A 25,011-nucleotide genomic window follows, 5' to 3' on the forward strand; every position below is an offset into this window, starting at 1 on the left:
GTTATATTACTTATTTTTCTATTTGTATTATACTAAATAATCATTCAAACGAGATTTTAAGAATTCCAGATGATTTGGCTCATTTTCAATTTGATCATGTTGTAATGCATATTCAGTTAATGTTTTCAGATTTTCTTTTCCTTCTACAATAGATTTACCAATTCCAGTTGTATAGCTCTTATATCTACGTTCAATTTCTTTATCGAAGAAACCATCTTCTTTTAGTTTTGCAGCTGATTTAAGTCCACGTGCAAAAGTATCCATACCAGCAATATGTGCAAGCACTAAATCTTCCATAGAGAATGAAGAACGGCGAACTTTCGCATCAAAGTTAATACCACCTGGAGCAATTCCTCCATTTTCAAGCACTTGATACATTGCTAGAGTTGTATCATAGATATTAGTTGGGAACTCATCTGTATCCCATCCAAGCATTATATCTCCTTGGTTCGCATCTAGGGATCCAAGTGCATTATAACTTCTCGCAACAGCCATTTCATGTTCAAAAGTATGTCCTGCTAATGTAGCATGGTTTGCTTCTAGATTTAGTTTAAAGTATTTATCAAGATCGTATTTTTGTAAGAATGCCATTGCCGTAGCAGCGTCAAAGTCGTATTGGTGTTTGGATGGCTCCATTGGTTTTGGTTCAATTAAAAATTGAACTTCATGGTTTAATTCTTTGGCATAATCAACTGCCATATGGAAGAAACGAGCCATGTTATCTTGTTCTAATTGTAAATCTGTGTTTAATAAAGACTCATAACCTTCACGTCCACCCCAGAATACATAGTTCTTGCCGCCAAGCTTTTTGCTGATTTCTAAGCCTTTTTTCACCTGTGCAGCAGCATATGCAAAAACTTCTGCATTGGATGAAGAAGCAGCACCATGTACAAAGCGAGGGTTTGTAAACATATTAGCTGTATTCCATAGTAATTTAATCCCTGTTTGATCCATCTTTTCTTTAATTAAATCTGTGATTACATCTAAATTATCGAAGAACTCTTGAAGCGTATCACCCTCTGGAGCAATATCCACATCATGAAAACAGAAGTATTCAAAACCCATTTTTTCCATTAATTCAAATCCAGCTTCTACACGATTTTTTGCTGTTTCCATTGGCGTTTCACCAAACCAGTTACGATTATTTATAGCAGCACCAAATGGATCAGAACCATCCTGCGTTAATGTATGCCACCATGCCATACTGAAACGCAAATGTTCTTTCATCGTTTTTCCTAATACAACTTCTTCTGGATTATAGTGACGATATGCATAAATATTCTCCGTCTTTGGTCCTTCATATTTTACTTTTTTAATCATTGGAAAAAATTCCATTCTAATTCCCTCCTATTTGTTATAAAAATCAAGATCATTTAAACTTACTTTTTCTTTTCTCATCCATTTTCTACAAATCTATTAATTTACTTTCTATTTGTTAGTTCAATATACTAACTGAATTTATCATAAATCTAACTTTGCTTTTTGTCAAGCGCTTACAATATTATTTTTGTTATTTTATTAATAAATTTGATAGAAGAATTATAATTAGTATGGTAACCTAACAATACATACATCGTTACTAGGTGATAAACTGTTTGGAGGAAAATAATGGTTACAGACAAATATGTAATTAGAGAACAAAATGCTTCTCTTGTTATGGAGCAAATTGTTCAGCATGCCCCTATCTCGCGGGCAACCCTTTCGGCTAATATTGGGTTAAATAAAGCAACTGTTTCTGATATAACAAAGAAGTTACTTGAAGAGAAATTAATAGAAGAAATCGGCATTGGCGAAAGTAGTCATTCTGGGGGAAGAAAGCCAATTCTTTTACAACTAAATAAGAAAGCTGGTCTTTCGATTGCCATAGAGCTTGGCTATGACTTTATTTCTACAATGGTTACTTATTTAGATGGAGAAGTGGTTTTTTATAATAAAGAAAGGGGTACGTTTATTAAGAAAGAAAATGTGCTTACCCATATTTCTGATATTATTGAAAAATATGCGAAAATAAGTAATCTGACAACCTATGGTATTGTTGGGATTGGGATTGCTATACATGGTATTGTAAATAAAAATAACATTTTATTTACTCCCTATTATGATTTAGACAAAATAGAACTTTATGAAGAGTTAACGAAACTGTATCAGTATCCTATCCATATTGAAAATGAAGCTAATTTAACTGCCATTGGAGAGTCTACTTTTTCAACAGAATTTAATAACTTAATTAGTTTAAGTATCCATAGTGGTATTGGTGCTGGAATTATTATTGATGGGCAATTGTTTACAGGTTTAGACGGAAGAGCTGGTGAAGTTGGTCATTCAATTCTTTATCCTGATGGCAGAACTTGCCCATGTGGAAATAAAGGCTGCTTAGAGCAATATTGTTCCGATAAGGTGCTTCTAGAGCAGTTTAAAGAGTTAAAACAATTATCCAATGTTACACCAGATTTATTAGCTGAGCATTATTATGATAATGATTCAGCTATACAAGAACTCATTCAGCAACATTGTTATAATCTTTCAAAAGGGTTAAACAATATAATGACTTTTTTTGCTCCAAAGATTATATATATGAATAGTTCTGTTATTCGAAGAATCCCTGATATACTTTCAATCATTCATAATAACCTAGAAAGTTCCTTTAATAAAGATATCGCCATTGAAAATTCACGTCTGGGTTCTAAGGCATCTTTATTCGGCGCTACCGCTCTAAACATTCGTAATTTCTTAAATATTTCCCATTTAAAAATTATCAATGTAGAGTAACACGACTTTTTTTGCTTACGTTAAAGGGTGATACAATCTTTTCATACAAGTGGAGTAGATTGTATCATTTCTTTTTATTTCTACCTCTCACCTTCCCAAAATACCATTATTTTTTTATCGTTTTTTGAAACTTTTTTCACAGTTATTTCGTTAATATCATGATGGATATAAGGATGCTATAATCGTTTTATATAATGTTTGGCTATCATTACAAGAAATAGAGCGAATATGCTATACTTGCTATACAAAATATGAAAAAGGTGAAAAATTTTGACAAAAAAGAAGTTTCATTATTGGTTATTACAAGTTCTTATCATTGTTGCGATTGTTTATTTATGCACAAAAATTTCATTTTTATTTAAACCAGTTGCAGTGTTATTTTCTACTCTTTTTGTTCCCATTATCATTACTGGTTTCTTATACTTTTTACTTAATCCAATCGTTAAGTTTTTGCAAAAAAATAAAATTCCAAAGACACTTTCCATTATTATTCTTTATGTTGGTGTTATCGGCATTTTGATTTTGGTTATTGGCAGTATCGTTCCTATGATCAGCAAAGAATTTAGTGAGTTATTTAAAAATATACCTAAATATGCTGATGAAGCAGTGCAATATTTCCAATACTTAAATGATACAAAACAGTACAAATGGATTATGAATCAAGAATATGTAAAAATTGAAGATATAACAGAAAACTTAAAGGCTTATGCTCAAACAATTCCAAGCAATATAACAAATGGAATCGGTAAAATCATCAGCACTATGACTAATATAACCATTACGATTGTCACTGTTCCATTTTTACTTTTCTATTGTTTAAAAGATGGCAGCAAATTTCCAGAGGCTCTCTCTAAATTTTTCCCTGCATCTTATCGTAAAGAAGGATTACATATTATCAAAGATACAAGCGAAACAATTGCTGCCTACATACAAGGACAAGTTATTGTAGCTCTATTTGTAGGAACCTTGGCTTTAATTGGTTATTTAATAATTGGTCTTGATTATGCGCTTGTAATGGCTTTACTTGTGGCTGTAACAAACATGATCCCATATGTTGGACCATTAATCGGTGGTGCTCCTGCTGTTATTATCGCTATTTTCACATCACCAACACAAGCCTTACTAGTTATTATCGTCATTACCATTGCTCAACAAATTGAAGGAAATATTCTATCTCCTTTAATTCTTGGAAAAAGATTGGATACACATCCAGCAACCATTATTATTCTGCTATTAGTAGCAGGAAATTTAGCAGGTATTTTAGGAATGATTCTTGCAGTACCAACTTACGCTGCTGTTAAAACGATTGTAATCAATATTAACCGCCTGCTCAAAGCAAGGAAGGCAGCGATATTGAATACTAAGATACCTCCACTAGAATAAATATCATATAGCTATTAGGGATAAGATATAGGACTTGTCGATAAAGCTTCTTAAAAAAGGGAATTTGATTAAAAATCAAATTCCCTTTTAATTATGCAAATGTTAATGAATTTACTGTTTCACGATCTAATTTTTTTATTACTTCGACGATTAACTTAACAGCATTTTCATAATCATCACGATGCAGCATTGCAGCATGTGAATGAATATAGCGAGTTGCAATCGTGATAGATAAAGCCGGCACTCCATTATGTGTTAAATGAATGGAGCCTGAGTCTGTACCACCTGCTGGCACACTGTCAAATTGATAAGGAATCTTCAACTCATCAGCAGTATCTGTTACCAGATCACGTAAACCTTTATGAGACACCATGGAAGCATCATATAAAATAATTTGTGGACCTTTGCCCATTTTACTTAATGCTTCTTTTTCTGTTACTCCTGGTGTATCCCCAGCTATACCAACATCTACTCCAAAACCAATGTCCGGCTCAATAAAGTTTGCAGCTGTTTTTGCTCCACGAAGACCGACCTCTTCTTGAACAGTACCAACACCATAGACAATATTAGGATGGTTGCTGTCTTTTAAATTCTTTAATACATCTATCGCAATAGCACAGCCAATACGATTATCCCATGCTTTTGCAAGCAGCATTTTTTCATTATTCATGACCGTAAACTCGAAATATGGAACGACCATATCGCCTGGTTTCACGCCCCACTCCATCGCTTCCTCTTTAGAAGATGCGCCAATATCAATAAAGATATCTTTTAGGTCGATTGGTTTCTTTCTTGCTTCTGGACTTAATACATGAGGTGGTTTGGATCCTGTAATACCAGTGATCTCTCCTTTGCTTGTTACAATTGTTACTCGTTGAGCTAACATTACTTGTGACCACCAACCGCCTACTGTTTGAAAATAGAGAAAACCTTTATCATCAATACGGGTTATCATAAAACCAACTTCATCAAGATGACCTGCAACCATTATTTTCGGTCCATTTGCTTGACCAACTTTCTTAGCAATTAAGCTTCCTAAATTATCTGTTGTTACCTCGTCTGCATATTCTGCTATGTACTTTTTCATGATCTCTCTTGGTTCTTTTTCATTTCCTGGAATACCTTTTGCATCAGTAAGATCCTTAAGCATTGTTAATGTTTCATCTAATTTCGCCATTATTTCGACTCCCTTAATATAATATATTCTTCATTATTATACTAGAAAATAATTATAGTACAAAATATAAAATACTACTTATAGCTTTATTGAAAAGAGATTTCTCCTTCGTCATATGGGTACAGAATAGAATCCTTGCTTATATTATGTATCAATTCTTTGTTTCTATTTATTTTTATTTCTTTTTTAAAATATTTTTCTAAAAATGAAACCTTTTATGTTCTCTTTCGTATTCTATTAGTTAATCCTGAAAATTTAAGTTACTGGAGGCTCTTTTATGAAATGGCTTTTGTTATTCGTTCTTCTCGCATTTCTTATTTATGGGTTGTTTCGACTCACTTCTTTCTTAACGAATCCGCAGCGAAGATTAACATTCGCGCAAAAGCGTGGAACATTTTATTTGTTTGATAATAAAGACAATATAAGAATGAATCTCTTACTAACATATAAAGGTCATTTGCTTGAGGGGGAAAAATACGCTGCTGCTGAAGAAGTGGATCACATTTTACTCTTTCCTACAAATCCTTATAATACAAAGTTGTCCACTCAAGACAAAGCCTATATAGAGCAGTCGCTTTTGTCTATCTATCCAAAGGCAAGAATCGAATGGACACGGTTTAAAAAATCGTAAATACCGGAAGCTCAGACATACGTAATCAACCAAATAAACCCTCGAACAATGATACTTCCTTACTAAGAAAGCTTCGTATTATTGTTTGGGGGTTTATTCATTTTAAGAAAGAAGATCTTCATTCTCTCTTTTTATTCATGAGCCTCTTTAAAAAATTCTCTCCATTTTATTATCGTAATTTTTTCTCGTAAGATATAAACAAGAATTGCCAAAGCAAACATAATGATAACAACCATCGTCAACGAGAATTGGCTTATGAATTGGCCAAAAATAGTATAGAAAAATGCTAAAGGAATATTGCTTATAAAAGAAGTTTTACTATATTCCTTTAAACTTTTTCTTTTTTCCAACAAGCAGAAATTTAATAAATGATAATGAAACACTGGGATCAATCTTAAAATGGAGATTTGTCCGAGTGTTAAATTACGATATTCACCAAACCATCTTTTTTTAAGATGAGATAGTTTGTTATGTGTTTTTGGCAAGCGGTGAATGACTGCATAGAATAAGAGACAATTAATGGTTAAGCCGATAATAGAATAGATGGTGCCAAGCGTCACTCCAAATAAAATTCCTCCCGCAATACAGACTAGAATAGGAGGAATAAACAAAAATTGCCGAAGTGTATGGAATAAAATAAAAATAATCGGTGCTAATATGCCACTAACTTCTACCATAACAAAGAGGACTGATAACTGCTCTTCCATCTTATCACCTTCTGCTCTATAGAATCATGTTGTTATTACAGTGTATAAGAAAAAAGACGAGAATATGCCTAAACATTTAGTATGTAAAGTACAATCCCAGCATCTAGTAATGTCAAGAGAGGTAAACCATATTTGAAAGAAGCATGCTTTGTTTTATGACGAAACTTTTGCATTCCAATAAATAAACCCAACGCCCCAAATAGAATAGCCGTAATCCATAATGTCCTTTCACTTATCCGATACTGATGCTTAATAGCCCTTTTTTTATCTATTCCCATTAAAAAGTATGCGAATATATTCACTACTGCCAAATAGATTAATACATATGTAATCACATGCTCTTCCCCTTTCGCAAAAAAGTATAGAAAAAAAGAAGGTATAAGCTACCTTCTTTTAAAAACTTATTTTAAGTTTTGTTTTGCAACTGTTGCTAATTCAGCAAATGCTTTTTCATCGCTTACAGCAAGTTCAGCAAGCATTTTGCGGTTTACTTCGATACCAGCTAATTTTAATCCGTGCATTAAACGGCTATAAGAAAGACCATTAATACGAGCAGCTGCGTTGATACGAGTAATCCATAATTTACGGAAATCACGTTTCTTTTGACGACGATCTCTGTATGCATACATTAATGATTTCATTACTTGTTGGTTTGCAACTTTATATAATGTATGTTTTGAACCATAATAACCTTTAGCTAATTTAAGAACTTTTTTACGACGTTTGCGTGTAACTGTACCGCCTTTAACACGTGGCATATTATTTCCCTCCTATATTGAAAAAATTACTTAATGTTGTCTAATAAATGACGAATGCGTTTGAAATCGCCTTTGGATACTAATCCAGCTTTGCGAAGTTTACGTTTTTGCTTAGTAGATTTGTTAGCAAATAAGTGACTAGTATAAGCTTTTGAGCGTTTTAATTTACCAGAGCCTGTCTTTTTGAAACGTTTAGCAGCTCCGCGGTGAGTTTTCATTTTTGGCATTTGGTATTCCTCCTCTTACTTGTCGTTTTTAGGCGCTAAAGTCATGAACATGCTTCGACCGTCCATTTTTGGATGTGATTCCACAGTGGCAACTTCTGCACAAGCTTCTGCAAAACGAACAAGTACACGTTGACCGATTTCCTTATGTGTAATAGCACGTCCCTTAAAACGGATGGATGCTTTTACCTTATCGCCTTTTTCTAGGAACTTAATAGCATTACGAAGCTTTGTATTAAAGTCATGCTCATCTATAGTTGGACTAAGGCGAACCTCTTTAATATTAATGATTTTTTGATTTTTACGTGCTTCTTTTTCTTTCTTTTGCTGTTCAAACTTGTATTTACCGTAGTCCATGATACGAGCTACCGGCGGCTTTGCGTTTGGAGCAACAAGAACCACATCAAGATTAACACGTGTTGCAATTTCAAGAGCTTCAAATTTCGTTTTAATCCCAAGCTGTTCTCCATTTTGGTCAATAAGACGAACTTCTCTAGCACGAATGCCTTCATTTAAAATCATATCTTTGCTAATAGTTAAACACCTCCAAGGTTAATGACGAATACAACGTTCGGGTCAAGAATATTCTATCCTAGGTCACCTTCTCTAGTTTAGATACTAATTGACACTTGACTCCCAAGTTGACATCGTAGGCTTTGTAATCTTTATCATCCAAATAAAAAAGCGTGGATGATGAATTCACCCACACTTACGAAACAAAAGTAATACCTAAAATGTTTTACGTAATACCTGTTAACTACTTGGAATCTGTGTCAATCAGGTGAGAAGCGGGTGCTTCTTCTTTTCCTCAAACTCGTATTCAATTTACCTTAGTAACTATATCACAATTGATATCTATAAGTCAACGAAAGAAATATCACAACGAGAAAAATTTTATCAAAATAATGGATTCAATGCAATACTTTTTATGCATAATTTCAGAAAAGCTCGGAATATAGGTTGAAAATTAGAAAATCCCGTTTGGAATTACAACTCTTTTAATTTGATAATTTCACTTCTTGTGTTAACTTTTCTAAGAAATCTACATAAGAAACTGTTTCTGATTTTTGTTCTCCGTATTTGCGGACATTTACGGCTTTGTCTTCCACTTCATTGTCTCCTACTACTAGCATGTAGGGAATTTTTTTCATTTGTGCTTCACGAATTTTATAGCCGATTTTCTCGTCGCGCTCATCTAACTCTACGCGGAAACCGTGTCTTTGTAAGTTTTCTTGTACTTCTTTTGCATATTCAAAATGAACAGAAGGTGATACTGGAATAACTTGTACTTGTACTGGTGATAACCATGTAGGGAATGCTCCTTTGTATTCTTCAATCAAGAATGCAATAAAACGCTCCATTGTTGACACTACACCTCTGTGGATAACTACTGGACGATGCTGCTTTCCATCTTCTCCAACATATGTTAAGTCAAAGCGTTCAGGTAATAAGAAGTCCAATTGGACAGTAGAAAGTGTTTCATCCTTTCCTAAGGCTGTCTTCACTTGCACATCTAATTTCGGACCGTAGAAAGCTGCTTCTCCTTCTGCTTCAAAGTAATCTAAACCTAGGTCGTCCATTGCTTCTTTCAACATGCTTTGTGCTTTATTCCACATCGCATCATCATCAAAGTATTTCTCTGTATCTGCAGGATCACGATAAGATAAACGGAACGAGTAATCTGTAATATTAAAGTCTTTATATACTTCTAACACTAAGTTTACAACACGCTTGAATTCATCTTTAATTTGGTCTGGTCTTACAAAAATATGTGCATCATTTAGAGTCATCCCGCGAACACGCTGTAATCCTGATAAAGCACCAGACATTTCGTAACGATGCATTGTGCCAAGTTCTGCGATACGGATTGGTAATTCACGATAGCTGTGAATATCATTTTTGTAAACAACCATATGGTGCGGACAGTTCATCGGACGAAGAACTAGCTGCTCATTATCCATTTCCATCACAGGGAACATATCTTCTTGATAATGATCCCAGTGTCCAGATGTTTTATACAAATCGACACTTCCCATGATTGGTGTATATACATGGTTATAGCCCAATCGCTCTTCTTTATCTACAATATAACGCTCTACAATGCGTCTGATTGTTGCGCCTTTTGGCAGCCATAGCGGCAAGCCTTGTCCCACTTTTTGAGAAGTCATAAATAAATCTAATTCTTTTCCGATTTTGCGATGATCTCTTTCTTTTGCCTCTTCTAAAAAGCGTAAGTGCTCTTCTAACTCATTCTTCTTAAAAAATGCTGTTCCATAAATACGTTGAAGCATTTTATTATCGCTGTTCCCTCTCCAGTATGCACCTGCAATGTTCAGCAATTTAAACTCTTTTAGTTTTCCAGTAGATGGTACGTGAACACCGCGACAAAGATCAATAAATTCTCCTTGTTGGTATAATGTTACTGTCTCGTCTTCAGGAATTGCTTCAATTAATTCTAGTTTATATTCATCATCCATTTCTTTAAAAAGCTCAATCGCTTCTGCGCGACTTACTTCTTTACGGATAATTTCCAGGTTTTCGTTAATAATTTTTTTCATTTCTTTTTCAATTGCTGGTAAGTCTTCTGGTGTTAACGATTGGTCTAAATCAATATCATAGTAAAATCCATTTTCGATAACTGGCCCTACACCGAGCTTGACTTTTCCATAAATTCGTTTAATAGCTTGTGCCATTAAGTGTGCTGAGCTATGGCGCAAGATTTCTAAAGCATCTGGGCTATCCGGTGTAATGATTTCAAAAGAAGCATCCTCTAGTATAGGTCTTTTCAAATCATATAAAGAGCCATTAATCTTCCCTGCTAGTGCTTTTTTTCTTAAGCCTGGGCTAATGGAACCTGCAATATCTTCTGTTGTAGTCCCTTCTGGAAACTCCTTTACCGCTCCGTCTGGAAATGTAATCTTAATTAATTCTGACATGAAACTTCCTCCTTTATTTTTGCCATTAAGCTTTCCTTGTACGATAAGAACCGATTAAAACGCAAAAAAACCCGTCCCTATACGAAGGGACGAGTTTTATAGTAAAAACACGTGGTTCCACCCTAATTCCCAAACAATGAAAATGTCTGGCTTTAGTTTAAACAGATAACGGCTGCTGAGACCGCCAGTCATTACTGAGGATAATCCCGTTCCTGACTGAAGTTTAAAGGTGGTAAGCAATCTTATCGTGTTAGGAAGTTCCCAGCATCCTTCCCTCTCTTAAAACCGTACAAGAAAACTATTGTCCTTATCATTACAGGTATAAGTTATAGTTAATTTATGTACGTTATTATATGCTTTTCTAGACATAAAATCAAGGGAATTAAAGGGAAACTTACTTCATTTCTGTCTGTGTGCTTATTCTTAGAAAAAATTGTTCCTTTTCTAAAAGTTGTACTCGTTCTTCAAAAATATTTACAATAGTTCGCACAATAGGTAACTCTCTATCCTCTGTATACAAAAAGATAGTTTTCGGTGCGAGGGCAAGCAATGGTCCTAGAGAATAGGGATCGATATAATGGGTAGAAGAAACAACATTTTTTTGATCATACAGCATCATTAGCTCTTGCTGGGGAATTTCCCGGTATTCTGTATCAAAAAATTGTATTTCTAGATCGATTAACACATGGATATGATTCACTTTTGCAGCCTTTTTGGAAAGGGAATTTCGCAAAGTATGAATAAACACCTGATATTCTTGTTCCATTTTGTACTCATCAATCGATAATTCTATGTATTTTATCAACTTTCCAATAAAAGACTTTAATCGAAAGGTCACAAAGGAATCAAAGGAAAATTCTTTATGTTGTTCTATTATGAAGTTATTCATACACTCTGTCAGACAACTTTTTATGTTTATCTCTTTTGTTAAAGTGGTAAGTCCTTCCCGCTCTTCCTCCACTAAACTATGAAGTATTTCTAATATACTTCGCTGTTCTAGTTCATCCATATAGAAATAACGATTTTTTAATATTTCTCTTGCCCAATCATCTGTTTTTATATGCAAGATAAAAGCAGTTAAGCATTTCTTTATCTCCTTACTGCTTCCATCTGTTTTAACAATAATACACTTATTGTCGTCGTCCATTCTGTCAAACGACTCCGCATATTTTACTTGTTTCTTCAGTATGCGCAAAAACCTCAAAGCATCTTTTTGATCATGAAATTGAATTTCAATCAACCGTATCCCCCCTTTTATAAAGAAGTCCTCGATTTCATATATATGGGGGAGAGGTAGAAATTAGACTATAAAATATGTATGCAGATGAATGGACGTTTATAAAAAATAGTTAAAAAACAAAAAAGACAGACTATCCACTTAGTCTGTCTCACACTGTAGTCAAACACCCATATTTTGGAAATAGAGGTTTGGCTACAGTATATTTATCAATTCCTTCGAATAGGGATGTTACTTTCCATTTCAGGGGTTCGCTTTCCGTGAGGTTCGTACTAATCCCACAGGAGTCTCACCCCCTCCACTCCAAGCAATGTGTGAAAATGCAATTATACTTCTCCCATATCCTTTTATCGACAAACAGAGACAGATTATCGACTTAGTCTATCTTCATCATTAATAAAATTCCATCACAAAAACAATAGGATAGCTCCTAATACGAGAGCATACAAAATAATATATCCACTATACAATTTTTGAAACGAAATGGATCGTTTTTCGCATCGAGTTCTTATATATGCAAGTAATCTTCTATTCTTTGTTATATACGTATAGGTTAAACCAAATACCAATAACGCTAGGATTATTTTATAGATTCCCGGACTATAAAAAGACAGAAAAAAGGGAATTAATAATAACAATATCGTCATCGATACAAAGAAAAGAAACTGGTTATACCGCTTTATTACTAATTTTTCTGCATTTGAAATTTCCGTCAACGCACACTTCTCCTTACTAAAAATTGAAACTTTTTAACTCTATTATGTTCGCTTATTTTTTCCTTTCACGCGAATAGGTGTAGATAAGTAACGAATTCTCTCCATTACTCTCATCGCTTTCATCTTTTCCTCTTCTCCTCTTTGCGAATAAGTAAGATGATGCTCTAAGCCACTAAAGTCAAAATTAGACGTAAATAACGTAGGTAAATTCTCTAACATTCTGAACTGCAAAATCGGTCCAAGCACCTCATCTCGAATCCAACTAGACATTGTTTCTGCTCCGATATCGTCCAGCATTAAAATAGGCTCACGTTTTATACTTTCGATTTTATCATTTAATGTGCTATCAGCAATGGAGCTCTTCATTTCTCTAAATAATTCAGGAACATATACAATCATAGACGAAATTTGCTTTTGAGAAAGTTTATTAGCAATGGCTCCTAAAATATATGATTTGCCAACCCCAAATTCTCCATAAAAATAGATTCCTTTATGTCTTTCACCAGGTTTATAATCCTCTACAAATCGGATAGCAGCTTCCACTGCCTCCATTCTCTCTCCGTCAAGATCAATGGTATTGAAGGAAGCTTCCAGAATATCCTTTGGTACATATAAGCTTTTAATCAACTTCTCTTTTTTCTTCTGATTATCTTCCGTCAACTTACGGGGACAACGGTCATACTGAATCTCAATATTCCCTCTGACTATTACTAGACTAGGATGGTATCCCTGCATCATATTTACACATCCTTGAAGACTAGGGCATTTATTGCAAGCTTTGCTTTGATTGGCATATTCATATAGCTTTATCATGCCAACATCAACTGCATTGGAAGTAAGCTCGTCCTCATGCTCTCGTAGAAAGGCCCTTACATCAGGATGTGCAAGCACTTCCTGTTTCATAGCACGGTATCGTTCCTGAAAATTATTACCCGCACCAAATTTCTTTAAGGTATCGTTAATTCTTTCCACCGTTTACTCCACCACCTGATATTATAATTTTTTTATGCGCTCTTCCAGTTCACGCTTTTTTTGTTCCAAATCTTGATCGTTTGCTTCCTTGGAAGAAGTATTTTCTTCCGTTTTTTTCGTTCCTTCGTTATCCTGATTTTGCCCAAACCATTCGGGGATTTTTTCTGTCCGGATAGCTTTTCGAGTTGACTTCGACTGTGGATTTTTTTTACCTTGAGCCCATTCCATATATTGCTTGTGTTCTTTTTTCGCTAGATCCATTGCCTCTTTTACTGTACGGATATTCTTTCTAACCCATTGGCCAGCAATCTTCTCTATATATCCCTTTGTCAATTTCATATCTGTTTTAAGCATAACATATTGAATCAGCACATTTATTACACCCGGGAGCAGCTTCTGCGAGAACATAATTTCTTCAATTATTTGCAAATCTGTTTTGGAAGGTTCTGCACCTCCTGAAACATCCTTCAACACTTGGCGCGGTGAAGCATGATCTAAATAATAGATTAATTCTTCCTCTTGTGATTTTGGAGCATCGGTTGATGAATAATCCTTTTGCGGCTGTTTCCGATCAACTAACATCGGCAGTAAATCATTATGTTGAAATTGATACCAATCACGAGCAGCTATACGCAGCTCTTCAATATCAATCTCATCCTGTTGATTAATCGCACTAATAACAATATTCTTCATTTGAATTGGATCAATTCCATAAATAAAGGCAAGATTTTGGATCGCTTCCTTCACCTTTTTCGTAAATGCCTTTTTCGATAATAAAGAATCGTGAATTCCCGCATATAACAATTCAAAGTCAAAGTCGCTCTTAGTAATTTGTATTCCCGGTTGTTCTTCTCTCCCCACATAGGTCTGATCAGTAGTCTCTTCTTCCTCTAATTCATGTATTGCTCGAACAGCACCACTATGATCAGACATAAATACCTCTTGGAATGCTTTCGTTATTGGCTGGAAACTAGGATCTGCGATTTTTTCATCAGAAAAGAACTTCTTCAATCTGCTATACTGTGCTTTTCCAATTTTTCTATATAAATAAACATTTAGCATTCCATCAAGAAAATACTGAGCGGGTGATAAAGGCGGCTGTAGTTCATATATAAACGACCGATTGCCATCTTCTTTCTTTAAATATGTTTTTAAAAGACCAATTCCTTCTAACTTTAGTCTTGCTTCATATATATCATTTAAACCACAACTCATAAAATTCATTAAGCTATGATGTGTATTTGTCAGAGACCACAAGCGATTCTCTTCCACTTCTGCCCATAAGGTCATGTATAAAGCTAAACACTTTGTCCCAATTAATGGCTGATATAAGAAGGTGATTGTCTTTCGATCATAATCACTCAACAGTCCATTCACCGCTACTCGATATCTATCGACAGGAAGCAGGTCTTGCCAATGCTGAGACATACTCATCATCCTTCCTTTCTATTTCAATCCTTCCCGCCATAGAGGGAGGAAAGGCAAAAAAGAGCCAAAGAAATCTTTAGCTCCCTTAGTAATCTTTTCCATGTAACTTTTTAATAATCTTTTTTGATTAATTCTTTCAATTCATCAATAAACACATTAATATCTTTAAATTGGCGATATACAGATGCAAAACGTACATACGCTACTTCATCGATCTTCGCCAATCGATCCATTACCATCTCACCGATTGCCTCACTTTTTATTTCGGAAGCAGCATTACTGCGAAGTTCTTTCTCTACTTCTGCTGTTATTTCCTCTAATTGTTTTAAAGCTACCGGTCTCTTCTCACAAGCTCTTATTAAGCCACGCAATATTTTATCCCTGCTAAATTCTTCACGCGTCCCTTCCTTCTTCACTACAATCAAAGGAATTTCTTCTACCTTTTCAAAAGTAGTAAATCGATTCCCACAAGCCTCACATTCTCTTCTTCTTCGAATCGATTTATACTCATCAACTGGTCGTGAATCAAGAACGCGGGTGTTATTATGTTGACAGGTAGGACATCTCATTTCTATTATCAGCTCCGAATTCATTGTTCCATGTATATACTTATCTTCATATTATATAAAATTGCAAGCTTGTACAAGTAATTATCTAAATTTCTCTATCAAAAGATGAAATTCAGCGAGGGGAAACATTCCATTTTTTTAAAATTCTGTTTGCTTGTTGGATTGACTCTTCCATCGATCCATTATTATTAATTACTTCATCAGCAAGAGCAAGTTTCTCCTGTAACGGCATTTGAGCGTTTATTCTTTTGAGCGCTTGCTCATAACTTAAATCATTTCTTTTCATTAATCGCGTAATTTGAGTATCCTGATCCACATATACTAAGATTGTTCGATCAACTGTGTGATTTAGTTTATTTTCAAAGAGCAAGGGAATATCTAAGATCACTACTTTTTCGCCCGCTTCCACTGCTTTTTTCTGCTTCTCATCCATCCTTCTTCTAACATCAGGATGCACAATGCTATTAAGCACACGGCGTTCCTCTTCATTTGAAAAAATAATTTCTCCCAGCTTTTGACGATTTAGCGTTCCATCTGAATGTAAAACTCCCTTGCCAAAATGAGACGCTATCTTTAGATATGCTGGTTCTCCTTTTTCTACAGCAAGTCTTGATTCAATGTCCGCATCGATAATCGGAATATTTAGTGATTGATAATAGGAGGAGATTGTTGATTTTCCACTCGCAATTCCTCCCGTTAATCCAACTATTAACGTCATAAAAATACCTACCTTATTGATTTTTAGTATGTAACAAAATCGATAAAAAAGCCTTCTCTTTTTATTAATAGAGAAGATAGATGAATTCTAAAGGCGATTCACCAAGGAGGTTCACCGCCTAAAAGAAACAACCTATTTCATAAATAAATAATTAAAGTTTAAAGATCCCAATAATGATTAGGATAATCCCAGGAATAAAGGAGAATTTATCCATATAACTTTTCTCTGAAAGAAATCTCCCTAGATAAATCCCTAATGAAACAAAGGAAGTACTCATAAAAATCACAGCAAGTGTTAAAAATAATGGAGGAAACCCTAGCATAGAGGCACCAATTCCAGCTCCAAATGCATCCAAAGACAAGGCGAAACCTAACACAACTGCTTCTAGCCCTGTAATTGTTCCTGATTTATCAAAATCGGCTGTTAATGGCTTCTTTAAAATATTGATGACAATCCCTAAAGATTTTATTTCAAAATTAATAATATTCTTTTCTTCTGTTAGTATTTCCTTTTCCTTGCTCGGCTTAAAATATTGGTAAAGAATCCAACCACCTAATAGGATTAAAATAATCCCACCTATACTCTCTGCAAACGAAGGGGAGAATATCCTTGAGATAACATGACCAACTAACATCGCTATCAGAAGTGTTAAACCGGAACAACAGGCGATAATCAGGATAGAATTTAAGGGCATTTTCATTTTTCGAAGTCCGTACGTAAAACCAACACTAAAGCTATCGATGCTAACAGCGATTGCTAACAATAAAAGAGAAAACACCTGGACCATAAAGATAAGCTCCTTCCAAATCAATAGTAATATACTATATGGAAAGAGCCCATCCAATGTTAATTCAGGTTTATTGTTTTATTTTTTTTGGCAATTAGGACAAAAAACGGTTCCTCTTCCCCCGACTATAATTCTTTCTAAAGTATGGCCACATACTTTGCACTCTTGGCCCTTACGACCATATACATATAGTTCAAGCTGAAACATTCCAATTTGTCCTTGGGTGTTTACATAAGAGCGAATCGTGCTACCACCTTTTTCGACCGCTTCAGATAAAGTAGCGATGATTTCTTTATATAATTTTTCTATTTCTTTCACATCTAGGGAATTTGCTGTTCTCTCCGGATGAATGCCACTTCGAAATAAAGATTCATCTACATATATATTTCCTAACCCAACCACAATCTTTTGATCCAACAATGCTGTTTTGATACTGCGATTTGTTTTCGATAAACGCTCTGAAAAATTCGCTATCGTAAAGTCAGCAGCAAAAGGTTCAGGTCCTAATTGCGAAAGAGGCATGGCGTTTGATTCTTCCCCTTTTTTAAATAAATGCATGGTACCGAATTTCCGGACATCTTTATACCGTAGCTCTGAACCATCTTCAAAAAAGAAAATAACATGGGTATGCTTATCAACTGGCTCTTGTGCTTGAAATACTCCATATTTGCCTTCCATTCGCAAATGGGAGACGATGGTAAAATCATTTGTTTCAATTAATATAAATTTCCCACGTCTTTTAACATCTAAAATGGTTTGACCAACCAATGCATCCGAAAATTCTTCCACATTTTCTGGTTTTTTAATCATTTTTGCCCATGATACAACCACTTCTTTTATTACTTTATTTTGCGTCAGCTGTTTCAGCGTTTTTCGTACCGTTTCAACTTCTGGTAATTCTGGCATTTCCATCCCCTCCTTTCATGTAAAAAATTTCTATTATAAGATTCGTGAAAATTTGTTCCTTTAAACTATCGCCTAATTATTTCTATAGAAAAAAGAATAATCTTTTAGAGAACAGTCTTTATTATTTTGCATCATACCAAGTTGGACCGTAAGAATAGTCCACTTTTAAAGGCACGCTTAATTCAACTGCATGTTCCATTACATCTGGCACAATTTCTTTCAGCTTTTCTATTTCGTCTTTAGGAGCTTCAAAAATCAATTCATCGTGAACCTGCAGCAACAATTTTGCTTTCAACCCTTCTACTTCCAAGCGCTTTGCCATATCAATCATCGCTTTTTTGATGATATCAGCTGCACTTCCTTGGATTGGTGTATTCATCGCCGTTCTCTCTGCAAAACCGCGAAGATTAAAGTTTCTGCTTGTGATATCAGCTAAATATCTTCTTCTCTGAAGCAAAGTGGAGACATAGCCTTTTTGCTTTGCATCTGCCACAATTTCTTCCATATAATTTCTTACTCCTGGATAACTTTCTAAGTAACGTTCAATGAATTTCGCCGCTTCTTTTCTTGTAATATGCAGACTTTGAGAAAGTCCATAATCACTAATTCCATATACAATACCAAAGTTAACTGCTTTAGCATGTCTACGCATATTAGAGGTTACTTCGTCAGCTTCTACATGGAAAACAGACATAGCTGTTTCTGTATGAATATCATGATCTTCTCTAAATGCTTCGATTAATTTCTCATCATTAGCGATATGAGCAAGTACCCGTAACTCTATTTGACTATAATCAGCAGCAAAAATTACCCAATCCTCTTCTGTCGGCACAAACGCTTGTCTTATTTTTCTTCCTTCTTCTAAACGAATCGGGATATTTTGCAAATTAGGATCAATCGAACTTAAGCGACCTGTTTGTGTTAGTACCTGGTTAAATCTTGTATGAATTCTTCCATTATGGACCACTTTTTGTAAGCCTTCTATATAGGTTGATTGCAATTTCCCCAGTTGCCTATATTCTAATATTTCTCTAATTACTTCATGTGAACTAGCAAGTTGCTCTAATACATCAGCAGATGTGGAATAGCCTGTCTTCGTTTTCTTTACAACTGGCAATCCAAGTTTTTCAAATAAAATCACACCAAGTTGTTTTGGAGAATTGATATTAAAGGTTTCACCAGCCAGCTCATAAATTCGCCCTTCAATTTCTTTCAATCTTTCGGAAAGCTCTTGCCCCATTGCTTTTAGGCGAGATACATCCACCTTAACCCCCGTTGATTCCATATCAGCAAGTACCAAGCTTAAAGGCATTTCTAAATCGTAAAATAAGGCTTCTTGATCGTTCTTTTTCAATTCATCTTCCATTGTCTCTTGGATAGCCTTCAATGCGAATGCCTTTCTCACGAGATGGTCTGCTAATATTTCTTGTTCGGGAACCTTTCTTTTTGCTCCTTTTCCATAAAATACTTCATCTGATTGTAAATTAGTAAAATCATATTTTTTAGCAACAGAGGCAACATCCTCAATCGTTGCAGAAGGATCCGCTAAATATGCTGCGATAAGAATATCAAATGTAATTCCTTTTAAATGAATTCCTTGATGACGTAACGATACTTCCGATCTTTTAGCATCATAAACAATCTTTTCTTTCTTCTCATCTTCTGCCCAATTTTTAAAAGCAGACGACTTTAAAGCATGATCAATTGGAAGAAAGTATGCGCCATTATCATTTAAAAGAGAAATCCCTAGAATAGGTGCATAATGATAATTATCTTCTAATACTTCAACATACATAATATTCCTATCAGAAAAAATATCGTCTGTGATATTTTCAACGGTTTTAAACTCGATATCTTCTAAAACAAGTTCTTCTTTTTCTGGTGCATCTCCTAATTTTTCGAGAAGAGAATTAAAGCCAAGCTCTTTGAAAATCTCCTTTAATTTCTCTATTTGCATCCCAGGAAATTCTGTATCTTCTAATGTTATGGTTAAAGGAGCTTCTCTGAAAATAGTAGCAAGTTCTTTACTCATTAATGCTTGGTCCTTAAATTCTTCTAACTTTTCCTTCAGCTTTTTACCACTTACTTTGTCAATAGATTGGACTAAATTTTCTAAGGAATCAAATTCCTTCAGCAATTTGATAGCTGTTTTTTCTCCAACACCGGGGACACCTGGAATATTATCTGAGCTATCACCCATTAGACCTTTCATATCAATAATTCGGTCAGGCGTCAGGCCATATTTTTCTTGGATATGGTCTGGCGTATAGGACTCCATGTCTGTAATTCCTTTTCTAGTGATATAGACAGTTGTCTTATCCGAACTTAATTGGGTTAAATCTTTATCACCAGAAATTACAACTACTTCAAAACCATCTTTTTCTCCTTGAAGAGAAAGTGTTCCGATAATATCATCAGCTTCATAGTTTTCTAATTCGTAATGATGGATACCATAGGATTTCAACAACTCTCTAATATACGGGAATTGCTCCGACAATTCTGGTGGCGTTTTTTGGCGCCCCCCCTTATATTCACTAAACGTTTTATGGCGAAAAGTTGTTTTCCCTGCATCAAAGGCAACAAGAGCATGTGTTGGCTTTTCTTCTTCAATAATTTTCATAAGCATCATCGTGAAACCATAAACAGCATTTGTGTGCACACCTTTATCATTGTTTAATAGAGGCAAAGCAAAAAACGCTCGATACGCAATACTATTACCGTCAATTAAGATTAATTTCTTTTTCAAGAAATCCTCCTCCATCCTTTTAATATGGTATATTTTCTCGTATATAAACGGGGATTATTACACGACTTAATATTATTTATTTTACATGACATATTCATAAATGTAAAAAAGCAGAGATTGTGATAAAAGAGGTCTTACCAGACACGTGCTTATTTCACCCTACAAGGAAATAAGCGTGCAGTACACATCTTTTAGCAACAAACTCCGCTATTTTTACAGCATCAAAAAACAATTTAGGTATATCGACACTGGCATGGATAAGAGGATCACAATTCTACCAACAATCATTTACGATTCCTTTCCTACCATACCCACTATTAAAAGGGGAAGCCAAAAGCGGGGTAGCTTTTAGCTTAAGTCCTTAACCAAATGGATAAGGGGGACTTCAAAAATAATTGTACCAACAAAGTGTAAACCCACCATAAACCAAATGTAAAAACAATGTAAAGGAAGTAGAAAAGCGGAGGAGACTGTTCATCGGTGTACAAACTGGAGACTATCGACTGAGATAAAGGATAATCTTCTTTCTTAAAATAAATTAAAAACCCCAAAACATTATACGAATTTTCCAGCATTTTACGTATAGTTGTTTGGGGTTATGTTTAGTTAAAACACTTAAGCTACAGCCTTTTTCCTAAAATGGAAATTCCTTATGCAAAATAACAGTGAAAGTCGTTCCTTCTCCCATCTCACTCTCTACTTGAATTGTTCCTCTATGAAGCTCTACTAAATGCTTCACGATCGCCAGTCCTAATCCAGTGCCTCCAGAATTTCTACTTCGCGCTTTATCCACTCGATAAAAGCGTTCAAATATTCTAGGAATTTCTTCTTGCTCTATTCCAATTCCAGTATCCTGAATTCTTATTTCGATTTTCTTTTTCTTCTCCACGACGTAGACAGTAATTTCTCCATCATTCGGAGTATAGATAACCGCATTCGTTATAAGATTTAAAAAAACTTGCGTTAATCGACTTCTATCACCCTCAATTTGAACAATTTCATTCGCTTGAGGAAACAGTAACTTAATATTTTTCGCTTCCGCTCTACCTTCCAACATTTTTGTCGCTTTATTGAGAATTTCCATCAGATTAAATTCCTCTTTATTAAGGGCAAAATGGTGCTGTTCCAATTTTGAAAGATCCAGAAGGTCTTGAATTAACGTCTGTAATCGGTGACTCTCTTTTAAAATGATTCGTAAAAATTCCTCTAACGTCTCCTTATCTTCCATCGCTCCATCAAGAAGTGTTTCCGAGAAGCCTTTAATAGAAGTAATAGGAGTTTTTAATTCATGAGAGACATTGGCTACAAAGTCTTTACGAATTTGCTCAAGCTTTTTCAATTCTGTTATATCATTAAAAACGAGTAAAATCCCCATCCATCTGTCATTCGTCCCAATAATAGGTACTCCATACACTTGAAAGCTTTTTTTCTCATTTTTAATCTCTAGGGTCATATCTCGGATTACTTTATGTTCAGTCATAAATATTTCTTCCGCTAAATCAGTCACTTGTCTATATGGAATGACTTTGTAGTATTGTTTATAGAGATAATCAGCAGAACGGACAAAGAACATATCCTTATAGGATTTATTGATTAAATTAATATATCCTCGGCTATCTATTAATAATAATCCGCTACCAATACTCTCAATCAATGTTCCTAGACGATCTTCTTGAATTTCTTGTGCTTTTACCATCTCTTGCATATCTTTAGCTACTTTATTTAGCGAAGAACTAAGTACTCCTGTTTCATCTACTCGATCTTCATAGGTTCTCGCATGGTAATTCCCATTCGCTAAATCGACAGCAACCTTGGTAGCTGACTCAATAGGTCTCGTATAACGATAAATTAATTTATAGCCAATTAAATAAATCACTAAAAGCGACAAGAAAAAAGAAGCAAAAATAATCCAATTAATATGCTGATAAGCCTTTTCTATTTCTTCTATTTTTGCACCAATTAATAGATATCCTAATCTCCCCTCTTCACCAGTTAACTGTTGTTGATAAAAGTGAAAGTTAGGATTTCCATTAATAGATACCGCTTTTGCTTTTTCATTTGAAAGCAGCCTTTGCATTCGATTTTCATATTCTGTATCTGTCTGCAGCTCTCCTTCGTTAAAGAGAATCTCTCCAGTTTCATCTATAACAGTAATTTGTATATCTAATGCTTCACTATATTCTTTTAATAGACTATTATTAATGTCTAACCCATCGCCATTTTTCATTATTTGCTTTGCGATTAAAGTACCTTCGCGTTTCAATCGACTGTCAAAAGAGTCCATAAACGTCTTTTTATTATATGATTCAATAAATATTGCTACGAACAAAAACACAATAAATATAGTAAATAAAACACTCGCCATTAATCGAGATTTAAAGCTCTTCATTTACTTTGGTTCCTCTAACTTATAACCCAATCCACGAATCGTTTTAATATATATTGGTTTTTTCGTATTTTCTTCAATTTTTTCACGTAAGTGGCTAATATGTACATCTACAATTCTTGTATCTCCGACGAAGTCATAATTCCAAACAGCGCTTAATAGTTGATCCCTTGTAAGAACTCTTCCCTTATTTTTAACAAGATATAATAATAACTCAAATTCTTTCGGAGTTAACTCTAATAGTTCCCCTTTGAAATATGCTTCATAATAATTAGGAAGCACTCTTAATTCACCTATTTTAATACCATCGTCCTCTTCTTCATCTACTTCATCCGAGGCTGCTGGCACTTGCATTTGAATTCGTCTTAATACAGCTTTAATTCGAGCAATGACTTCCCGGGGGCTAAAAGGTTTAGTCATATAATCATCTGCACCTAGTTCAAGCCCTAAAACTTTGTCAAATTCATCGTCTTTAGCTGTTAACATTAAAATAGGAGTTAACACTTTCTGTTGGCGTAATTCTTTACAAACATCCATCCCATCTTTTTTTGGCAGCATTAAATCTAGTAAGATGACATCCGGATTAGCAGTTAATGCTAGATTCAATCCTTCTTCTCCATCCATGGCAGTTAATACATCATAACCTGCCTGTTGTAAATTATACTTAAGTAGAGTTACGATAGATTGTTCATCATCTACAACTAAAACCTTTTTCTTCATATACAGCCTCCAAATATGTTAATTCCCCTAAAGTCCCCTTATACCTATTTACATTATAATATATTGTCCAATAAAAATGGAAAAAACATTTATATCCTGTTTACAAATAGGATATAATTCTTATAAATTATTATAGGTGTCTCTGGTTAAGTTTATTGATTAAATGAAATAAAAAAATCGGCTAGCTCTTTTTTATCGAGCTGCCGACTTTTATACTTAATTTAATACTGTCAATACACTTCGAACGGAGTGAACAGATTTATCTAAGGCTGCCTTTTCTTCCTCAGTTAGTTCCAGTTCAATAATTTGTTCGATTCCGTTTCCGCCAAGAATTGTAGGTACACCTAGATAAAGATCGTTATAGCCATATTCTCCTTCTAAATAAGCGATAGTAGGAAGGATACGTCTTTGACTTTTAATTATAGCTTCACACATATCTACCACAGAAGCTGCTGGAGCATAATAAGCACTTCCGTTTCCAAGTAAATTTACAATTTCCGCTCCACCAATTCTTGTTCTTTCAATAATCTCATCCAAGCGATGTTTTGGAATTAGTGCTTCTAATGGAATACCACCTGCATAGGAATAACGTATAAGTGGAACCATATCATCACCATGTCCGCCTAATACAAATCCTGTAATGTCCTTAACGGAAAGATTTAACTCCATTGCCACAAAGCTGCGAAAGCGTGCTGTATCTAAAACCCCCGACTGCCCAATTACTCTATTCTTAGGAAAGCCTGATTCTTTATAAACAGTATATGTCATGGCATCAACAGGGTTCGTAAGCACGATAATGACACAATTAGGTGAATATTGCACAATTTCCTTTGTTACCGATTTCATAATAGCTTGATTTGTTTGTACAAGGTCATCTCTACTCATACCTGGCTTTCTTGCCATACCAGCAGTTATTACGACAATATCAGAATCAGCTGTATCTTTATAGTCGGAAGTTCCCGTTATATTTGCATCAAACCCTTGTACAGGACTTGCTTCAAACATATCTAATGCTTTTCCCTTTGTAGAGTTTTCATTTCGCGGAACATCTAATAATACGATATCACCAAGTTCTTTTTGAGCAAGCAAAAAAGCAGTTGTAGCCCCAGTAAAACCTCCACCAATGATGGAAATCTTCTTACGTTTAACCATATTATTTCCCCCTTATTAGACCGAGAATGAATGAAGCCCACCAATAAGCAGTTACAAAGCAGAGTCCCCTTTTACTCTATTTAGTAAAT

General features: G+C 34.7%; 23 protein-coding genes and 2 other annotated features. Of the genes, 3 read left to right on the forward strand and 20 right to left on the reverse strand.

Annotation, left to right across the window (positions count from 1 at the left end):
- Nucleotides 1-27: 27 nt before the first annotated feature.
- The gene (gene xylA / locus NiCM35_RS08665) at nt 28-1,335 is read right to left on the reverse strand and encodes a xylose isomerase (RefSeq protein ID WP_095331466.1); all 1,308 of its coding nucleotides are present in this window, start codon (nt 1,333-1,335) and stop codon (nt 28-30) included.
- A 273-nt stretch (nt 1,336-1,608) separates the two neighbouring features.
- Here xylA and NiCM35_RS08670 point away from each other — a divergent pair, with 273 nt between their 5' ends.
- Together NiCM35_RS08670 and NiCM35_RS08675 are read left to right on the forward strand one after the other, a co-directional pair.
- Nucleotides 1,609-2,769 (forward strand): ROK family protein, encoded by a 1,161-nt coding sequence (locus tag NiCM35_RS08670; RefSeq protein ID WP_095331464.1) that lies wholly within the window; start codon nt 1,609-1,611, stop codon nt 2,767-2,769.
- 270 nt (nt 2,770-3,039) lie between these two features.
- Nucleotides 3,040-4,152 carry an AI-2E family transporter gene (locus tag NiCM35_RS08675; protein ID WP_095331462.1) on the forward strand — a complete coding sequence of 371 codons (1,113 nt, stop codon included), beginning with the start codon at nt 3,040-3,042 and terminating at the stop codon, nt 4,150-4,152.
- Nucleotides 4,153-4,243: 91 nt separating this feature from the next.
- Here the strand turns inward: NiCM35_RS08675 and NiCM35_RS08680 are convergent, their stop codons facing one another.
- Entirely contained in the window at nt 4,244-5,329 is a 1,086-nt protein-coding gene (locus tag NiCM35_RS08680; RefSeq protein WP_095331460.1) for a M42 family metallopeptidase, read from the reverse strand.
- A gap of 277 nt (nt 5,330-5,606) precedes the next feature.
- Between NiCM35_RS08680 and NiCM35_RS08685 the strand changes: the two genes are divergently transcribed.
- A complete protein-coding gene (locus NiCM35_RS08685) occupies nt 5,607-5,960 on the forward strand; it encodes a sigma-w pathway protein ysdB (protein ID WP_123258071.1) in 354 nt (117 codons plus the stop codon).
- A 131-nt stretch (nt 5,961-6,091) separates the two neighbouring features.
- Here NiCM35_RS08685 and NiCM35_RS08690 read toward each other — a convergent pair whose 3' ends face one another.
- The 18 genes from NiCM35_RS08690 to mdh form a co-directional block, all read right to left on the reverse strand.
- Nucleotides 6,092-6,667: a TVP38/TMEM64 family protein gene (locus NiCM35_RS08690; protein WP_095331456.1), complete on the reverse strand. Its 576-nt coding sequence runs from the start codon at nt 6,665-6,667 to the stop codon at nt 6,092-6,094.
- Nucleotides 6,668-6,735: 68 nt separating this feature from the next.
- Nucleotides 6,736-7,002: a DUF1294 domain-containing protein gene (locus tag NiCM35_RS08695; protein ID WP_275068779.1), complete on the reverse strand. Its 267-nt coding sequence runs from the start codon at nt 7,000-7,002 to the stop codon at nt 6,736-6,738.
- Nucleotides 7,003-7,068: 66 nt separating this feature from the next.
- Entirely contained in the window at nt 7,069-7,425 is a 357-nt protein-coding gene (rplT, locus tag NiCM35_RS08700; protein WP_031534824.1) for a 50S ribosomal protein L20, read from the reverse strand.
- A 26-nt stretch (nt 7,426-7,451) separates the two neighbouring features.
- On the reverse strand, nt 7,452-7,652 hold the full coding sequence (gene rpmI / locus NiCM35_RS08705; RefSeq protein ID WP_016201803.1) for a 50S ribosomal protein L35: 201 nt from the start codon (nt 7,650-7,652) through the stop codon (nt 7,452-7,454).
- 15 nt (nt 7,653-7,667) lie between these two features.
- A complete protein-coding gene (gene infC, locus NiCM35_RS08710; protein WP_016201804.1) occupies nt 7,668-8,171 on the reverse strand; it encodes a translation initiation factor IF-3 in 504 nt (167 codons plus the stop codon).
- A gap of 150 nt (nt 8,172-8,321) precedes the next feature.
- Nucleotides 8,322-8,459, reverse strand: a sequence feature (ribosomal protein L20 leader region).
- Between the two features lie 188 nt (nt 8,460-8,647).
- The gene (thrS, locus tag NiCM35_RS08715; protein WP_123258072.1) at nt 8,648-10,585 is read right to left on the reverse strand and encodes a threonine--tRNA ligase; all 1,938 of its coding nucleotides are present in this window, start codon (nt 10,583-10,585) and stop codon (nt 8,648-8,650) included.
- A gap of 82 nt (nt 10,586-10,667) precedes the next feature.
- Nucleotides 10,668-10,908, reverse strand: a binding site (T-box leader).
- A 71-nt stretch (nt 10,909-10,979) separates the two neighbouring features.
- Nucleotides 10,980-11,825, reverse strand: coding sequence for a sporulation protein YtxC (gene ytxC, locus NiCM35_RS08720; protein ID WP_123258073.1), 846 nt, complete (start codon nt 11,823-11,825; stop codon nt 10,980-10,982).
- A gap of 404 nt (nt 11,826-12,229) precedes the next feature.
- The gene (locus NiCM35_RS08725) at nt 12,230-12,538 is read right to left on the reverse strand and encodes a hypothetical protein (RefSeq protein ID WP_095331448.1); all 309 of its coding nucleotides are present in this window, start codon (nt 12,536-12,538) and stop codon (nt 12,230-12,232) included.
- Between the two features lie 42 nt (nt 12,539-12,580).
- Nucleotides 12,581-13,510: a primosomal protein DnaI gene (gene dnaI / locus NiCM35_RS08730; RefSeq protein WP_095331446.1), complete on the reverse strand. Its 930-nt coding sequence runs from the start codon at nt 13,508-13,510 to the stop codon at nt 12,581-12,583.
- A gap of 21 nt (nt 13,511-13,531) precedes the next feature.
- The gene (locus tag NiCM35_RS08735; protein ID WP_123258074.1) at nt 13,532-14,938 is read right to left on the reverse strand and encodes a replication initiation and membrane attachment family protein; all 1,407 of its coding nucleotides are present in this window, start codon (nt 14,936-14,938) and stop codon (nt 13,532-13,534) included.
- A gap of 110 nt (nt 14,939-15,048) precedes the next feature.
- Nucleotides 15,049-15,507 carry a transcriptional regulator NrdR gene (nrdR, locus tag NiCM35_RS08740; RefSeq protein WP_095331442.1) on the reverse strand — a complete coding sequence of 153 codons (459 nt, stop codon included), beginning with the start codon at nt 15,505-15,507 and terminating at the stop codon, nt 15,049-15,051.
- Between the two features lie 112 nt (nt 15,508-15,619).
- Nucleotides 15,620-16,225, reverse strand: coding sequence for a dephospho-CoA kinase (gene coaE, locus NiCM35_RS08745; protein ID WP_433779237.1), 606 nt, complete (start codon nt 16,223-16,225; stop codon nt 15,620-15,622).
- Nucleotides 16,226-16,376: 151 nt separating this feature from the next.
- Complete coding sequence (gene ytaF, locus NiCM35_RS08750; protein ID WP_123258075.1) at nt 16,377-17,012, reverse strand: sporulation membrane protein YtaF; 636 nt, start codon at nt 17,010-17,012, stop codon at nt 16,377-16,379.
- Between the two features lie 78 nt (nt 17,013-17,090).
- Nucleotides 17,091-17,918, reverse strand: coding sequence for a DNA-formamidopyrimidine glycosylase (gene mutM / locus NiCM35_RS08755; RefSeq protein WP_095331436.1), 828 nt, complete (start codon nt 17,916-17,918; stop codon nt 17,091-17,093).
- Nucleotides 17,919-18,039: 121 nt separating this feature from the next.
- The gene (gene polA, locus NiCM35_RS08760; RefSeq protein ID WP_171509844.1) at nt 18,040-20,664 is read right to left on the reverse strand and encodes a DNA polymerase I; all 2,625 of its coding nucleotides are present in this window, start codon (nt 20,662-20,664) and stop codon (nt 18,040-18,042) included.
- A gap of 634 nt (nt 20,665-21,298) precedes the next feature.
- Nucleotides 21,299-23,053 carry a two-component system histidine kinase PnpS gene (gene pnpS / locus NiCM35_RS08765; RefSeq protein WP_095331432.1) on the reverse strand — a complete coding sequence of 585 codons (1,755 nt, stop codon included), beginning with the start codon at nt 23,051-23,053 and terminating at the stop codon, nt 21,299-21,301.
- Nucleotides 23,054-23,770, reverse strand: coding sequence for a response regulator transcription factor (locus NiCM35_RS08770; protein WP_095331430.1), 717 nt, complete (start codon nt 23,768-23,770; stop codon nt 23,054-23,056).
- A gap of 216 nt (nt 23,771-23,986) precedes the next feature.
- Nucleotides 23,987-24,922: a malate dehydrogenase gene (gene mdh, locus NiCM35_RS08775; RefSeq protein ID WP_095331428.1), complete on the reverse strand. Its 936-nt coding sequence runs from the start codon at nt 24,920-24,922 to the stop codon at nt 23,987-23,989.
- Between the last annotated feature and the right edge of the window lie 89 nt (nt 24,923-25,011).

It is taken from the genome of Niallia sp. M35, from assembly GCF_050971705.1.
In the GTDB taxonomy this organism is placed as follows: domain Bacteria; phylum Bacillota; class Bacilli; order Bacillales; family Cytobacillaceae; genus Niallia; species Niallia circulans_A.

Bases quoted from the DNA above. Each gene is read 5' to 3' on its own strand.
- mdh (WP_095331428.1), bottom strand. From the start codon at position 24,922: ATGGTTAAACGTAAGAAGATTTCCATCATTGGTGGAGGTTTTACTGGG.
- xylA (WP_095331466.1), bottom strand. From the start codon at position 1,335: ATGGAATTTTTTCCAATGATTAAAAAAGTAAAATATGAAGGACCAAAG.
- rplT (WP_031534824.1), bottom strand. From the start codon at position 7,425: ATGCCACGTGTTAAAGGCGGTACAGTTACACGCAAACGTCGTAAAAAA.
- mutM (WP_095331436.1), bottom strand. From the start codon at position 17,918: ATGCCAGAATTACCAGAAGTTGAAACGGTACGAAAAACGCTGAAACAG.
- nrdR (WP_095331442.1), bottom strand. From the start codon at position 15,507: ATGAGATGTCCTACCTGTCAACATAATAACACCCGCGTTCTTGATTCA.
- NiCM35_RS08690 (WP_095331456.1), bottom strand. From the start codon at position 6,667: ATGGAAGAGCAGTTATCAGTCCTCTTTGTTATGGTAGAAGTTAGTGGC.
- NiCM35_RS08670 (WP_095331464.1), top strand. From the start codon at position 1,609: ATGGTTACAGACAAATATGTAATTAGAGAACAAAATGCTTCTCTTGTT.
- NiCM35_RS08770 (WP_095331430.1), bottom strand. From the start codon at position 23,770: ATGAAGAAAAAGGTTTTAGTTGTAGATGATGAACAATCTATCGTAACT.
- NiCM35_RS08680 (WP_095331460.1), bottom strand. From the start codon at position 5,329: ATGGCGAAATTAGATGAAACATTAACAATGCTTAAGGATCTTACTGAT.
- ytaF (WP_123258075.1), bottom strand. From the start codon at position 17,012: ATGGTCCAGGTGTTTTCTCTTTTATTGTTAGCAATCGCTGTTAGCATC.
- infC (WP_016201804.1), bottom strand. From the start codon at position 8,171: ATGATTTTAAATGAAGGCATTCGTGCTAGAGAAGTTCGTCTTATTGAC.
- pnpS (WP_095331432.1), bottom strand. From the start codon at position 23,053: ATGAAGAGCTTTAAATCTCGATTAATGGCGAGTGTTTTATTTACTATA.
- NiCM35_RS08735 (WP_123258074.1), bottom strand. From the start codon at position 14,938: ATGTCTCAGCATTGGCAAGACCTGCTTCCTGTCGATAGATATCGAGTA.
- thrS (WP_123258072.1), bottom strand. From the start codon at position 10,585: ATGTCAGAATTAATTAAGATTACATTTCCAGACGGAGCGGTAAAGGAG.
- coaE (WP_433779237.1), bottom strand. From the start codon at position 16,225: ATGACGTTAATAGTTGGATTAACGGGAGGAATTGCGAGTGGAAAATCA.
- rpmI (WP_016201803.1), bottom strand. From the start codon at position 7,652: ATGCCAAAAATGAAAACTCACCGCGGAGCTGCTAAACGTTTCAAAAAG.
- NiCM35_RS08685 (WP_123258071.1), top strand. From the start codon at position 5,607: ATGAAATGGCTTTTGTTATTCGTTCTTCTCGCATTTCTTATTTATGGG.